Genomic DNA, 13,000 nt, shown 5'->3' with positions numbered 1-13,000 from the left:
CGCGCCGTCCGTACCGGGGGTCCCGCCGCGGCGGCCTGCGCGGCGCCAAAATCGCCCTCACCGTGGTGTCCCTGCTGGTCATGGGGCTCACCGGATACGCGTGGGCGTCGCTGCAGGGCCTGGTCAACGGGCTGAACTACTCCGACGTGATCGGCGAGGGCGGGGGCGGCGACAAGCCCGCCGACGGCGCCCGCGACATCCTTCTGGTCGGCCTCGACAGCCGCACCGACGCCCAGGGCAACCCGCTCTCCCCGGAACTGCTCGCCCAGCTGCGCGCGGGCGAATCGGACGGCGAGCTGAACACCGACACGCTGATCCTGGTGCACATCCCGAACGACGGCAGCAAGGCCGTCGCGCTCTCGCTGCCGCGCGATTCGTACGTGGACATCCCCGGCTACGGCAAGCACAAGATCAACTCGGCGTACGCCAGGGCGATGCTGCAGGCGCGCAAGGACCTGCAGGCCCAAGGCGTCACCGACCCGAAGGAACTCGACGTCAAGGCCAACCAGGCCGGGGCGCGGCTGCTGATCGCGACGATCCAGGAGCTGACCGGGTCCACGATCGACAACTACGCGGCGATCAACCTGCTCGGCTTCAGCGACATCACGAAGGCCGTCGGCGGCGTGGACGTCTGCCTGAAGAACAACGTCGACGACGAGTACTCCGGCGCGAACTTCACCAAGGGCCAGCACACCATCTCCGGGGTCGAGGCGCTGGAATTCGTCCGGCAGCGGCACGGCCTGCCGCGCGGCGACCTCGACCGGGTGGTACGCCAGCAGGTGTTCATGGCGGGCATGGCGCGCAAGGTCCTCTCCGCGGGAACGCTGACCGACCCGGGCAAGCTCAACGCTCTGGTGGACGCCATCAAGAAGTCCGTGGTGCTGAACCAGAACTGGGACATCTTCAACTTCGCCCAGCAGATGAAGGGCCTCACCGGCGGGCAGCTGGAGTTCCGCACCATCCCGGTCGACAACGTCGAGTACCGCACGCCGACCGACGGCGTCGCGGTGAAGGTCGACCCGGCGAAGGTGAAGGCGTTCGTGCAGAGCCTCGCCGGCCCGCAGGCCGGGGCCGACGGCGCACCGGCGCAGCAGCAGCCGCCCAAGCCGGACGAGTCGCATAAGGACACGACAGTCGACGTGCGCAACGCCTCGGACCGCACGGGTCTCGCGGCGAGCGTGTCCAAGCAGCTGGTGGAAAAGGGCTTCACCGCGGGCGACACGGACAACGCGTCTTCGCGCAAGACGACTGTGATCTGGGTCCCAACCGGCGGCGAGGCGGCCGGGCAGGCGGTCGCCGACGCGCTCGGCACCAAGGCGACGGTGCAGGAGGACAAGAGCGTGCCCAAGGGCCACGTGCGGGTCTTCCTCGGCGCGGACTACGAGCCGTCCGCCGGCGCGTCGAGCGGAACCGGTGCGGCACAAGCCCCTCCGGCGCAGCAGCAGGCCGCGCCCCCGTCGACGCCCACCGGTCCGGGCAGCGACGACCAGCCGATCACCGCCGACGGCGTGCCGTGCGTCAACTGACGCGTTGCTCCATTCGGGGCAAGTAGAAATTTCTCCCGAAACCCGCGTAATGAGCGGCCGCTTCGGCACTTTCACCACCGGGACGCAAGCCCGCGTCCGCGAAGTTGGTTGAGGGGCAGGGGCCGTGATCGACGCTGAGCACTACCAGCGGGTGCTGGGAGACGAGCTGCGCAAGCTCAGGCGTGGCCGGGGATGGACGCGCAAAGAGCTGAACGCGCATCTGCAGAGCGAAATCTCGCTGCAGACACTGGCGACGTACGAACTGGGCACGCGGCAGTGTTCCGTGGTGCGCCTGGTCGAACTGTGCGTGGCGATGGACGAGCTTCCGCAGGATCTGCTGGCGAAAGTGCACAGCCGGGTCTTCACCGAGGAACCAGGACGGGTCCGCGTGGACCTGCGCCGAGTCGTCGCGGAGGCCGGCCCGGAACTGACGCCGCTGCGGCGCTGGGCAGAAGGAAGGTTGCGGCAGAACGGAGTCGCGATGCCAGCCTCGCCCGCCCGGGCGAACGCTGCCGCTCCGGCACCCGGATCCGCAAGCACGCCAACCCCTTCCGCACCCGCGAGCCAACCCGCTTCGGCGACCGCCTCGGCCGACGAGGTGTCGTTCGACTTCGCGGCACTGGAACGAATGGCCGAACTGTGCGGCCTTCCGACCGCGGAGCTGGTTTCACACCTGCGCAAGCTCGCTCCGGCCTGACCCGCACCCACAGACCACGAGGGGGACCTTCGCGACTCCTCCCCTGCCGCGAAAGTCCCCCTCGTACTGCTTCACCGCCGCGCGTCCTTGGCGGGTGAGGTTCCGCTCGACCTTGGGGCGGACTGGTTCGGCGAAGTTCCTTCCGTTCGTCCGCAACGCGACCTCGGCTGCCGAAGTTTCTTCCGCCTGACCGTCGCTCGACCTCGCCCAGCGAAGTTTCTTCCACTCAACCGCAACACGACCTCGGCGGGTGAGGTTTCTTTCGCCGGACCACCACGCGACCTCGGCGGGCGAAGTTCCTTCCGCTCGCCCGCAACGCGACCTCGTCCACCGAAGCCCCTTTCGCCCGACCGCAACACGACCCCGGCTGGCGAAGCTTCCTCCGCCCGACCACCACCCGACCTCGACCGGCGAAGCTCCTTCCGCCCGACCACCACGCGACCTCGTCCAGCGAAATTCCTTCCGCTCAACCGCAACCCGACCTCGTCTGCCGAAGTTTCTCCGCCTGGCCACCGCTCAACCTCGTCCAGCGAAGGTCCTTCCGCCCGACCGCAACGCCACCTGGTCCGCCGAAGCTTCTTCGGCCCAACCACCGCACGACCCCGGCCGCCGAAGCCCCTTCCACCCAACCACCGCACAACCCCGACCACCCAAATCACCTTCCGCCCGACCGAAACCCCGCCCCCGCAGCGTCCACTGTGGAGCGACCCGCTCCGCGCCGAACGCCGCCCGCGCACTACGAGGGGAACCTTCGCGACTCCTCCCCTGCCGCGAAAGTCCCCCTCGTACTTGGCAGTCCACTGTGGACTGCCACACGGACCACGAGGGGGCCTTCGCGGCTCCATCCCCCGCCGCGAAAGTCCCCCTCGTGCCGGGGTCACCCGAGCAGTTCGTAGTCCTCCCGCCGGACCGTCCGGGTGTCGAGCCAGTACCGCCAGGTGAAGCCCGGCCACAGCGTCCGGTTCACGCCCTTCGCGTCCAGATACCAGCTCTTGCAGCCGCCTTGGGTCCAGATGCCCTTCTCCAGTTTCCGCTGCACCTGCGCGTTGAACCGCTCCTGCACGTCCTCGCGCGGGTCCAGCGCCCGGCCGCCGGCGAGCCGCAGTGCCTGCGCGATATAGGAAATCTGCGCCTCGATCATGAAGACCACCGAGTTGTGGCCCAGCCCGGTGTTCGGCCCGAGGAGGAAGAACAGGTTCGGGAAGCCGTTGACGGTGATCCCGAGGTGCGTCCGCATCCCCTCGCTCGCCCACTCCTTCGAGAGGTTCCGGCCGTCGCGGCCGACGATCTCCAGGCTGTCGAACGCGTCGGTCACGTGGAACCCGGTGCCGTAGACGATCGCGTCCACCTCGTGTTCGACGCCTGCCCGGTCGACGATGCTGTGCTCGCGCACCTCGGCGACGCCGTCGGTGACCACGTCGACGTTGTCGCGGGCCAGCGCCGGGTAGTAGTCGTTGGAGATGAGCACGCGTTTGCAGCCCATGGTGTAGTCCGGGGTCAGCTTGGCGCGCAGCTCCGGATCCTTCACCGCGCGGTCGATGTTGGCCTTCGCGAGCCGCTGCCCGATCTTCATGATCCACGGCTGGCCGTTGAAGCCGATCGCGCGCGCTTCCAGGGTCCAGTAAAGGAAATTCCGGTACAGCCGCTGCACCGGCGGCACCGCGCGGAACAGTCCGCGCAGCCAGCCTGGCATGTCGCGGTCGGCCTTCGGCATCACCCACGGCGGCGTGCGCTGGAACAGCGTCAGCTCGGCCACCTCCGGCGCGATCTTCGGCACGAACTGGACCGCGCTGGCCCCGGTGCCGACCACGGCGACGCGTTTGCCGGCGAAGTCGAAGTCGTGGTCCCACTCGGCGGAGTGGAAGGCGCGGCCCTGGAACCGCTCGATGCCCGGCAGATCGGGGATCATCGGCCGGTGCAGCGCGCCGACGCCCGCGACCAGCGCCGGAGCCACGAACTCGGCGCCGCCGCGGGTGCTGACGTGCCAGCGGTTCTCCTCGGCGTCCCAGCGCGCGCCGGTCATCTCCTGGCCGAAGCGGATGAAGCGGCGCAGGTCGTACTTGTCCGCGACCCCGCGCATGTACTCGTAAATCTCCGGCTGCGGCGAGTACGCGCGCGACCAGCCGGGGTTCTGCTCGAAGGAGAAGGAGTACATGTGCGACGGGATGTCGCACGCGCAACCGGGGTAGCTGTTGTCGCGCCAGGTCCCCCCGACGTCGTGCGCCTTCTCGAGCACCACGAAGTCGTCGCGGCCGTCCTTGCGCAGCTGGATCGCCATGCCGAGCCCGGAGAACCCGGTGCCGACCACGATCACGCCGGTCTCGGTGCGGTTGCCCATGCGTCCTCCCGTTTAACTGTTACCCGAAGTCCAGCTTACTCGGAGTAGGTTACTGGCGGTAGAGTGTGCGCCATGACCACCGCCAAGCGCAAGCGCATGCCCCGAGCCGAGCGGGAACGGCAGATGATCGAGGTCGCCGAGCAGGTCTTCGGCGAGCGCGGCTACGCGATGGCGTCGATGGACGAGATCGCCGAGCTGGTCGGCGTGTCCAAGCCGATGCTGTACGAGTACTTCAACTCGAAAGAGGGCCTGCTGCTGGCGTGCATCCGGCAGTCGCGCTCGGCGTTGCAGGAGGCCACCGAGCAGTCGATCGTCGGCGCGGAGTCCGCGCAGGAGGCGCTGCGCCGCGGGTTGCTGGCGTTCTTCGTCTTCATCCGCGAGCGCCGCCAGGCCTGGTCGCTGCTGCGGCACGAGATGGCGCTGATCGGCACCCCCGCCGCGGACGAGATCGAGGAAACCCGCCGCCAGCAGACCGACCTGATCACCGCGTTGATGAGCGGCTACTTCGACAACGAGGACACCCTGCGCGCCGAAGCGTCGGCCGAGTTCGTGGTCGGCGCCTGCGAGCGGCTGGCGATCTGGTGCGAGCGCTTCCCCGAGGTGACTCCGGAGAAGGCCACCGAGTACGCGATGGATCTGCTCTGGGCCGGGTTGTCACAGCGCGCGATCTAGTGTGCACGTGAAGACGACCGTGCATTAGGCCATTCGGTCGTCACTCAGCGCACATCTCGTCCCGTTACTTGTGACACAGAGTTTTCTTACGGTATCGATGACACGGTAGAAAGACACACTGAGTGTCGCGCCAGCGGCCGGCAGGCAGGAATCGCGTCATGAGTTTGCGGTGGCCGGGTCTCGACCTGTGACGCATGCTGATGACGAGAGGGGTGAGGCAGTGGTGGAAACGATCACGGCGACGTACAAGCACGACAACGACGACTGGACGATCACCGTCAGCGGCCGCGGCAAGGAGCTGACCGGCAAGGCGCCGGGCATCATCGCCGCCCGCGACCGGGCCGACCAGCTCGTGGAGAAGCTCGCCCCGAACGAGCGACCCACGGTCGTGCACCTGCTGAACGGCAACGCACTGGAGTTCACCAGCGCGTACATGGCCGCCCGCCTGACGCTGCCGGAGATCGAGCCGCTGGAAATCCCGCCGTCGGGCGGTGCCAAGGCGGCCAAGGACGCTTCCGCGGAGGCCAGCAAGGCTGAGCCGCCCGCGTCCGCCGCCGCCGCTGCGGAGAAGGACAAGGCCGCCAAGCCGGCGCTGCCGCCGAGCAAGCAGCTGCCGAAAGAGGTCGAGGACCGCAAGCCTGAAGAGCCGAACCGCCCCGGCGTGACGGCGGGCGCGTCGGCTACTCCGCCGGTCGCTCGGGCCTGACCCTTACTTGCGTTAGTTCCGCACCCGCTTCGCGGGCTGAGTCGCCCTGTGCGCGTCCCTGCTTGAGCGCGCCCTTTTGCCGCTTCGCGCACCCTCGCCCCGCGCGCATTGCTGCTTGAAGGTGACCTTTTCCGGCTGCCGTTGCCGCCTTGCGCGCCACTCGCCCCGTGCACATCGCTGCTGGAACGCGGCCTATTTCGGCTGTCTGCGCCGCGTTGCGCGCCGCTCGCGTGTTCACGCCTGCCGACACGTGGCCACGGCGGAAGAAACCGCCTCGTCACCCTCAAGGGGTAGCCCGATTCGGCGAACGTGATGCCCCCGACCGACCCAGATGAGCGACCACCAAACAGGTGACCCCTGGTTCAGTGGCACTTCTCACGAAGTTCACTTGGCGTAACGATCAGGGCAGGCCATCCGCCATCCAGGACGGAGCCGGCGAAGGGGCGCGGCAGCACCCGGCGTAACCGCGACGGCCCTTCAGCGAACCGTCAGCGGAACAGCTTCCGCACCAGCAGCACGGCCACCAGCACGCCAGCCCCGATGAGCGGGTACTTGACCTTCGGGTTGTCGAGCTTCGCGCGCACGCCGTCCTTCGCCTGCTCGGCGAGTTTCTGCGGATTGGCTTTCGTGCCCAGCTGGTCGAGGGTCGCCGCCAAAGCGGTCCTCGCCTGCTCGATCTCACGCTCGATGGTCTCGGGGTCGCGAGCCACGTGCCCTCCTCGCCGCAGTCGGACTGTAGGCGGTCCACGGTAGAGGACAACCCCCGCGCGACCGCGACTGGCCACGCCGAGCAGACCCGAACGTGGCGCGCGCTACGATCATCCCTGGTTCCTGGGGGCCGTAGCCCAATTGGCAGAGGCACACGGTTTAGGTCCGTGCCAGTGAGAGTTCGAGTCTCTCCGGCCCCACGCTTCCCACGCTGACCAGCGGCGCGGGAAGACGGGCCGAGGGTCCGCATCGACCGCGTGCAGCAGAAATGCAGCAAGGCGAAGGCCGAGCCGCGGCAGCCGTGACTGATCACCTGCTCGTCATGACGACCACCCGGATCGGGCCTCAGCCGCGCGGCTCGCCGTGACGACGAGCTTGAGGCACGCCTCATCGCCGAGCATCCATGGGACAACCCGGAAGTGACCGGCATCGACCTGGCACGCGGGTCCGCGGCCTACCTCGCCTGGCTGGACACCGCGACCGCGCCGGAAGGACTCACGCGCGGGCCAGGTTGAGGACCGCGGCGTCCGCAGCGGTGTCGCGGCACCAGCGCGTTACTCGCCAGCGACCCCGCCCCGCGAAGCAGCCGCCCGCGAGGACAGTTTCTCCCGGGCCCGGGTCAGCGCCTCGATCCGCTCGTCCAGCACCGCCAGCCGGCGGTCCACCAGGGCCACCGCGCTCGACGACAAGCGGCGGGAGGGCAAGTCGCCCTGCAGGCAGGAGCCCAGTGGGCGGATGTCGTCCATCGTGAGGCCCGAATCGAGCAGGTAGCGGATGTTCGCCACCCGCTCGATCGCGGACTCGTCGTAGTGCCGGTATCCGTTGTGGGAGCGGGCCGCGGTCAGCAAACCCTGCTCCTCGTAGAACCTCAGCGCCCTGGTCGTCACGCCGGTGGCTTTCGCCAGCTCTCCGATCCGCACCGACCCGAGGGTACGCCGTTAAGCGATCACTGCGCCGCCGTCGACGGGCAGCACCACGCCGGTCAGGTACTCGGCGCCAGCACCCGCCAGCTGGACGATCCAGTGCGCGACCTCCTCCGGCCGGGCCAGCCGCCGCAGGGGCACCATTTCCTGCAGGGCTTCGTGCTGGGCCTTGCCTTGTTCGGGGGTCAGGCCTTCGCGCGCGTAGATCTCGGTGGCGACCGGGCCGGGCGCGACGGCGGCGACTCGGATGCCGCGCGGGGCGAGTTGCACTGCCCAGCTTCGGGTCAGCGAGTCGAGTGCGGCTTTCGTCGCCGCGTAGAACTCGCGGCCCGGCATCGGCCAGCCGCGCTGCCCGATCGCGGTCGTCACGTTGACCACCGCGCCCTCGGTTTCGCTCAGGTGCGGCAGCGCGGCCTGCACGAGGTAGACCGGCGCGAGCAGGTTCGTCGCGACCACGGCGTCGAACGCACCGGGCTTGATCTCGCCGAGCGCGGCCGGTCCGACGATGCCCGCGTTGTTCACCAGCACGTCGATCCGGCCGAATTCGGCAAGCGCCGCGGCGACGATCTCCTCCGCGGCGCCCGCCTCGGTGAGGTCGGCGGCGAACGGGCGGATCCGCGGGAAGCCCTCCGCGGTTTCGGCGAGCCGCTCCGCCGTCCGGCCGGCCACGAGCACGTTCGCGCCTTGACTGGCGAACTCGCGTGCGGTGACCTGTCCGATGCCCGTTCCGCCGCCGGTGACGATCACGGCCTTGCCTGCGAACTGTCCTTCACTCATGTCCTCGACGCTAAAGATTGCCGTATGGGTGAAGGTCAAGCCGCTCAGCGCACGCGGTCGTAAACCAGGGCCACTTCGCCGAGATCGCCGGTCTCCTGGTGCGCGACTGTCCACTTGCTACCCGGCAGGCCGTCGTCGAACAACCGGGGTCCGCCGCCGGCGATTTGCGGGCAGATGGTCAGGTACAGCCGGTCGATCAGGTCCTCGGCGAGCAGCGCCTTGATCACGCTGACGCTGCTGTTGACCAGGATGTCGCCCTCGCCGTCGGCCTTGAGCGAGGCGACGACCTCGGCGGCGGGCGCGTTCACGATGCGCGTGCGCTCCCACGGCGATTCGGAGAGCGTGCTCGACAAGACCACCTTTTCCGTGTCCACCAGCCATTTCGCGTAGCCGCGGTCGCGCGGGTCGGCGTTCTCGTCGTTGGCGACGTTCGGCCAGAAACCGAGGAAGCCCTCCGCGTTGCGGCGGCCGAGCAGCGCGGTCGTCGCGTTCTCCCAGATGCGGGTCATCTGGTTGCGCGCGGTTTCGGTGGTCACGTACGGGATGATCGCGCTCATGTCGCCGGGGCCTTCCGGACCGTGGTAGCGGCCGTCGAGGGTGAGGGCGAGGTTGGCGGTGACACGACGCTCGGTCATGACTGGATGTCCTTTCGGGTGATGACTTCGGTGAGGTGGTCGAGGACCTGTCCCCAGCCGGTTTCGATTCCGGCGATGGCGGACACGGCCTCGACTGTCGTTGCGCTGATTTCCAGACCCAGCCGCAGCCGGGTGCCGCCGTTCGCCGCGGCGGCGAGGGCGAGGTCGTAGTGGCCGCTGAACGCGACGGCTCCGGCCGCGTCCAGCACCGACAGGTCGAACACGAGCCGCTCGGTTTCCTGAGCGGTCCGGACCTGCCCTTCCGAGCGGTACGTGCCCTCGGCGTCGCGGTAGGCGAGAACGACTCGCCCGCCCGGCTCCGGTTCGAGGACACACTCGGTGACAGTCAGGGACGGCGGGACCCACCACGACGCCAGCAGCCCGGCGTCCGTCCAGTACCGCCAGACCGTTTCCGGCGGCACCGGCAGCACGCGCTCGAAGGAGAACGCGCGGCCGTCGGCCCAGCGATCCCGGTCCGCCGCCGCGGTATCGGCTTCGATCGCGGCGCGGTAGCGGTCGAGCACGTCGCGCTCCCCCGCGTGCGCCTCGATCGTCGCGGCCAGCTGGTGGAGCTGATCCGCGAACTCCCGCAGCGGAGCCGCTTCGGCCGCGTAGACCCGCCGCTGCCCCAGCGGGGCCATGGTGACCAGGCCGGCGCGAGCGAGGGTCTGCAGATGCTTGGTGGTCTGCGGCTGCCGCAGCCCGGTCAGCTCAGCCAGCTCGCCGACCGACCGCGGCCGCTCCGCGAGCAGTGCGACCAGCTGCCACCTGGTGGTGTCTGCGAGTGCTGAGGCGATCCCGTCCATGCCTCGAAGTATTCACTACCGAGAATATTCGTGTCAAGGAATTCTTTTCGGTCGATCTCACCCGGGGAGCAACCGGGGCGGATCGACCGCGGCGAAGAACACGTCGTCCGCCGCCTCGAAGCGGACCAGCAACTCCGGGACCCGCCAGCCGAGACCGCGGTGAGCGGTGGGCACGATTTCCTTGCCCGGCCCGGGATTCTGCGCGCGGAAGTCCACGACAGTCGGTCGGAAACCGTTGCGCGCCAACCAGAACGCCCGACCGTGCTCGCCGCCCTCGCGAACCGTGTCCTTTCAGATCATCGGCAAGCTGACCCGCACGAAGCGACCCGACTGGCCATCCTGACGACGCCCGCGCCGCTGCTCAGGCGGGACTGACGTGCTCCGCGCACAGGCACGCCACCGCGGTGTCGATCCACTCGCGGCCTTCCCACTCCGGATGCCGCTTGATCAGCTCGGCCCGCACTTCCGCGGTCACGGTCGCCTCGTCCATCCCCGAATCGCGACGCCGCCAGGTCTCGTCGCGCAGCAGTTCGAGGTAGGCGCGCAGGTCGTCGAGCAGTTCCGGACCGCTGAGGTCGCCGTGGCCGGGCACGACGATTTCCGGCCGCTGTTCCGCGAGTTTCCGCATGACCTCGATCCAGCGGATCCCGGACACGTCGGTGTCGTGCGGCGGGAACCACGGGAAGATCGCGAACTGGCCGGTCTCGGCGAGGTCGCCGGTGAACAGGACGCCCGCGTCCGGGACGGTGACGACCTGGTCGCCCTTGCTGTGCGCGCGGCCGGTCGCCCGTAGCCGCACTACGCGACCGCCGAGGTCGAGGTCGTGCGACGAGTCGTAGACGACGTCTGGGGTCGCCAGTTCGACGCCCTCCAGCTGCCGCGCGACTGGCTCTCCCAGTCCGCGGAACATCCGCAGGTAGCCAGGGCCTTTCGCGGAGAGGTCGGTCGCCTGCGCGCGGTTGACCAGGTAGGTCGCGGCTCCGGCGAAGGTCTGCGCGCCGAACGCGTGCTCGGGGTGGAAATGCGTGGTGGTCAAGTAAATCCGGCGGCCGCGCGCGTACTCGGTGGCGAAGTTCAGCACGGTTTCCGCGTTGCGCGGCCCCATGCCGGTCTCGACGACGAGCACGGAATGCGACCCGCCGACGACGCCGACGTTCGGCACCAGCTGCACGCCCTGGTTCGGGAGCACGACGAGGTCGCGGGCGAGTTCGCGCGCCTGCGAGGTCTGCACGACGGGATCGGGATACGGGTAGTCGGCCATCGCCGGGGGCTCCTCAACGCGCGGAATCGGGGACCGTTCCAGTCCAGCGCCGGGCCCGCGCGGTGTCCAAGACCGATCCGCTTTTCCCGATACCGCACGGGTATCGTCGCTGGTCGTGGATCTCCGTTCGCTCCGGTACTTCGTCGCGGTCGCCGAGGAACGCCACTTCGGCCGGGCGGCGGCGCGGCTGCACATGACCCAGCCGCCGCTGAGCCGTGCGATCAAGCAGCTCGAAACCGACCTCGGCGCGACGCTGCTGGACCGCTCGCCGTCCGGAGTCACGCTCACCGCGGCCGGAAGCGCGCTTTACGACGAAGCCCGCACCCTGCTCGCGGGCGCGGACCAGGCGCGCGCGAGGGTCGCCGCGGCTGCCGGGCCGGGGACGCTCACGCTCGGCACTCTCGCCGACAGTTCGGAGCCGGTCGGAATCCGGCTCGCCAGCGAGTTCCGCGAGCGGCATCCGGGCGTGCGGATCACCGTCCGCGAGGCCGATCTCACCGACCCGACGACCGGTCTGCGCGCCGGGCTCGTGGACGTCGCGCTCACCCGGATTCCGTTCGACACCACCGGAATCCGCACGCACGTGCTGCGCTCCGACCCGATGGGCGTCGTCCTGCGCGCGGACGATCCGCTGGCCGGACGCGCCGAGGTGCGCCGGGAGGAACTCGCCGACCGGACGTGGTTCCGGTTCCCCGACGGCACCGATCCGCAATGGCAGGCCTTCTGGAGCGGCGGCACCGTGGGCGGCCCGGTCGTGCGGACGGTCCACGAATGCCTGCAAGCCGTGCTGTGGAACGGAACCGTCGGGCTCGCCCCACTCACGCACCCGTTTCCCGACGGCATCGCGACAGTCCCCCTGACCGGCTACCCGCCGAGCCAGCTCGTGGTCGCCTGGCGCGAAGACTCGACACCGCCGCTCGTCCGCTCCTTCGCCGAACTCGCCGTCCGCATCGCCGAGCTCGACCACCGCGAAACCTCCGCGAACCCGTAGGCTGGACCCCGGGACATCGGGGAGGTGCGAGCGGTGCCGGAACGCAATCCGCTGCGGATCCTGCGCAAATGCGCGGACTGGTTCGAAAACCGCGGCGTGTACATCCCCGGCGAGGAAAGCCGCGCGGTCGACCCGGTGCGCGACTTCGGCTGGCTCATGGTCGCCTGGGGCGCGGGCGTCGCGGTGTTCATCCTGTTGTTCGCGTTCGCGGTCTGAATCCCGACCGACGGCCGTTGACATCGGGGTGACGACTGTCACCCGGTGTGCTCTTTCGATCACGGATCGGCCACGGGTGTACACCAGGTCCGCGTCTTCCGCACCGTGACGGCAATAGTGCCGCCAGAGTGGAGCGGGTCCGCCCGGCAACTACGCCGAACGGCACACCGCCCCACCCCGACTGGAGTACCCCCGCGATGGCGCCCGCGCGCACCCCGAAACTGCTGTTGACCGCCTGCCTGCTGTTCTCCGCGGCAGCCTGCGGCGGCGTCAACGCTCGGGAAGGCTCCGCCGCGATGGGCGTCGGCAACCCGGCGGCGCAGCCCGCGGCCGCACAGGCCTCCGGCGACCTGCAGTTCGGCGCCAACCACCGCTTCGCCAGCGGGATCACGGTCTCGCTGTCCGCACCGCAGTCGTTCCAGCCGAGCCCGGCGGCGTACCCGCGCAGCGCCCGCGCGGCGGCGTTCTACATCCAGGTCACGAACAACGGCACCGACCCGTACCGGGTTTCCGGCCTCTCGGTCACCGCGACGGTCGACGGGAAACAGGCCAAGCAGGTCGTGGATGCCACGCAGGGCCTGGGCGGGGTCTCCGACGCGGGCCGGGATTTGCTGCCGGGCCGGTCCACGCAGGTCACGCTCGCGTTCGCGGTGCCCGCCGACAGCGCCCGGATGGCGGTGCAGGTGCGGCCGAGCACGGGCGAGCCCGCCGTCGTCACGTATTGCGGCGACGCCTGAATTACTC

General features: G+C 69.5%; 14 protein-coding genes, 1 tRNA gene and 1 pseudogene. 9 read left to right on the top strand and 7 right to left on the bottom strand.

The genetic code is table 11. From position 1 onward, the window contains the following. Nucleotides 1–80: 80 nt before the first annotated feature. Nucleotides 81–1,526 (top strand): LCP family protein, encoded by a 1,446-nt coding sequence (locus F9C11_RS15305; protein WP_409186912.1) that lies wholly within the window; start codon nt 81–83, stop codon nt 1,524–1,526. Nucleotides 1,527–1,650: 124 nt separating this feature from the next. Next, nucleotides 1,651–2,223: a helix-turn-helix domain-containing protein gene (locus F9C11_RS15300; RefSeq protein WP_409185525.1), complete on the top strand. Its 573-nt coding sequence runs from the start codon at nt 1,651–1,653 to the stop codon at nt 2,221–2,223. An 877-nt stretch (nt 2,224–3,100) separates the two neighbouring features. Here F9C11_RS15300 and F9C11_RS15295 read toward each other — a convergent pair. Next, complete coding sequence (locus tag F9C11_RS15295) at nt 3,101–4,561, bottom strand: flavin-containing monooxygenase (protein WP_409185524.1); 1,461 nt, start codon at nt 4,559–4,561, stop codon at nt 3,101–3,103. Nucleotides 4,562–4,633: 72 nt separating this feature from the next. Here F9C11_RS15295 and F9C11_RS15290 point away from each other — a divergent pair, with 72 nt between their 5' ends. Both F9C11_RS15290 and F9C11_RS15285 read left to right on the top strand, forming a co-directional pair. Then, nucleotides 4,634–5,233 carry a TetR/AcrR family transcriptional regulator gene (locus F9C11_RS15290; RefSeq protein WP_409185523.1) on the top strand — a complete coding sequence of 200 codons (600 nt, stop codon included), beginning with the start codon at nt 4,634–4,636 and terminating at the stop codon, nt 5,231–5,233. Nucleotides 5,234–5,453: 220 nt separating this feature from the next. Beyond that, nucleotides 5,454–5,939, top strand: a complete 486-nt coding sequence (locus tag F9C11_RS15285) for a hypothetical protein (protein WP_409185522.1) — start codon at nt 5,454–5,456, stop codon at nt 5,937–5,939. A gap of 488 nt (nt 5,940–6,427) precedes the next feature. Here F9C11_RS15285 and F9C11_RS15280 read toward each other — a convergent pair whose 3' ends face one another. Continuing rightward, the gene (locus F9C11_RS15280) at nt 6,428–6,649 is read right to left on the bottom strand and encodes a DUF3618 domain-containing protein (protein WP_037358573.1); all 222 of its coding nucleotides are present in this window, start codon (nt 6,647–6,649) and stop codon (nt 6,428–6,430) included. A gap of 124 nt (nt 6,650–6,773) precedes the next feature. On the opposite strand from F9C11_RS15280, the gene F9C11_RS15275 reads away from it, so the two are divergent. Then, nucleotides 6,774–6,847: transfer RNA gene (locus F9C11_RS15275), tRNA-Leu, on the top strand. 171 nt (nt 6,848–7,018) lie between these two features. Beyond that, nucleotides 7,019–7,162: pseudogene (gene cutA, locus F9C11_RS15270) on the top strand (divalent cation tolerance protein CutA); the annotation flags it as partial. A 39-nt stretch (nt 7,163–7,201) separates the two neighbouring features. Here cutA and F9C11_RS15265 read toward each other — a convergent pair. From F9C11_RS15265 to F9C11_RS15245, 5 genes are all read right to left on the bottom strand, one after another. Then, entirely contained in the window at nt 7,202–7,567 is a 366-nt protein-coding gene (locus tag F9C11_RS15265; RefSeq protein WP_409185521.1) for a MerR family transcriptional regulator, read from the bottom strand. 18 nt (nt 7,568–7,585) lie between these two features. Then, nucleotides 7,586–8,347, bottom strand: a complete 762-nt coding sequence (locus F9C11_RS15260; protein WP_409185520.1) for an SDR family NAD(P)-dependent oxidoreductase — start codon at nt 8,345–8,347, stop codon at nt 7,586–7,588. Nucleotides 8,348–8,391: 44 nt separating this feature from the next. Continuing rightward, nucleotides 8,392–8,982: a dihydrofolate reductase family protein gene (locus F9C11_RS15255; RefSeq protein WP_409185519.1), complete on the bottom strand. Its 591-nt coding sequence runs from the start codon at nt 8,980–8,982 to the stop codon at nt 8,392–8,394. Further along, nucleotides 8,979–9,788 (bottom strand): metalloregulator ArsR/SmtB family transcription factor, encoded by an 810-nt coding sequence (locus tag F9C11_RS15250; protein WP_409185518.1) that lies wholly within the window; start codon nt 9,786–9,788, stop codon nt 8,979–8,981. The genes F9C11_RS15255 and F9C11_RS15250 overlap by 4 nt, the downstream gene beginning before the upstream one ends. Nucleotides 9,789–10,149: 361 nt before the next feature. Next, a complete protein-coding gene (locus tag F9C11_RS15245; RefSeq protein ID WP_409185517.1) occupies nt 10,150–11,049 on the bottom strand; it encodes an MBL fold metallo-hydrolase in 900 nt (299 codons plus the stop codon). Between the two features lie 115 nt (nt 11,050–11,164). Between F9C11_RS15245 and F9C11_RS15240 the strand changes: the two genes are divergently transcribed. From F9C11_RS15240 to F9C11_RS15230, 3 genes are all read left to right on the top strand, one after another. Next, the gene (locus F9C11_RS15240; protein WP_409185516.1) at nt 11,165–12,040 is read left to right on the top strand and encodes a LysR family transcriptional regulator; all 876 of its coding nucleotides are present in this window, start codon (nt 11,165–11,167) and stop codon (nt 12,038–12,040) included. Between the two features lie 33 nt (nt 12,041–12,073). Beyond that, on the top strand, nt 12,074–12,256 hold the full coding sequence (locus tag F9C11_RS15235) for a hypothetical protein (protein ID WP_037358542.1): 183 nt from the start codon (nt 12,074–12,076) through the stop codon (nt 12,254–12,256). A 197-nt stretch (nt 12,257–12,453) separates the two neighbouring features. Next, the gene (locus F9C11_RS15230) at nt 12,454–12,993 is read left to right on the top strand and encodes a DUF4352 domain-containing protein (protein ID WP_409185515.1); all 540 of its coding nucleotides are present in this window, start codon (nt 12,454–12,456) and stop codon (nt 12,991–12,993) included. The last annotated feature ends 7 nt before the right edge of the window (nt 12,994–13,000 follow it).

The sequence above is a fragment of the Amycolatopsis sp. VS8301801F10 genome (assembly GCF_046195355.1).
In the GTDB taxonomy this organism is placed as follows: Bacteria; Actinomycetota; Actinomycetes; order Mycobacteriales; family Pseudonocardiaceae; genus Amycolatopsis.
The sequence above is the reverse complement of the archived record's forward strand: the minus strand, read 5'-3'. Positions and strand labels throughout refer to the sequence as shown.

What these genes read in the sequence shown, in the direction of transcription:
- F9C11_RS15305 (WP_409186912.1), top strand. Translation starts at nt 81, where the DNA reads ATGGGGCTCACCGGATACGCGTGGGCGTCGCTGCAGGGCCTGGTCAAC.
- F9C11_RS15295 (WP_409185524.1), bottom strand. Translation starts at nt 4,561, where the DNA reads ATGGGCAACCGCACCGAGACCGGCGTGATCGTGGTCGGCACCGGGTTC.
- F9C11_RS15290 (WP_409185523.1), top strand. Translation starts at nt 4,634, where the DNA reads ATGACCACCGCCAAGCGCAAGCGCATGCCCCGAGCCGAGCGGGAACGG.
- F9C11_RS15260 (WP_409185520.1), bottom strand. Translation starts at nt 8,347, where the DNA reads ATGAGTGAAGGACAGTTCGCAGGCAAGGCCGTGATCGTCACCGGCGGC.
- F9C11_RS15255 (WP_409185519.1), bottom strand. Translation starts at nt 8,982, where the DNA reads ATGACCGAGCGTCGTGTCACCGCCAACCTCGCCCTCACCCTCGACGGC.
- F9C11_RS15250 (WP_409185518.1), bottom strand. Translation starts at nt 9,788, where the DNA reads ATGGACGGGATCGCCTCAGCACTCGCAGACACCACCAGGTGGCAGCTG.
- F9C11_RS15245 (WP_409185517.1), bottom strand. Translation starts at nt 11,049, where the DNA reads ATGGCCGACTACCCGTATCCCGATCCCGTCGTGCAGACCTCGCAGGCG.
- F9C11_RS15230 (WP_409185515.1), top strand. Translation starts at nt 12,454, where the DNA reads ATGGCGCCCGCGCGCACCCCGAAACTGCTGTTGACCGCCTGCCTGCTG.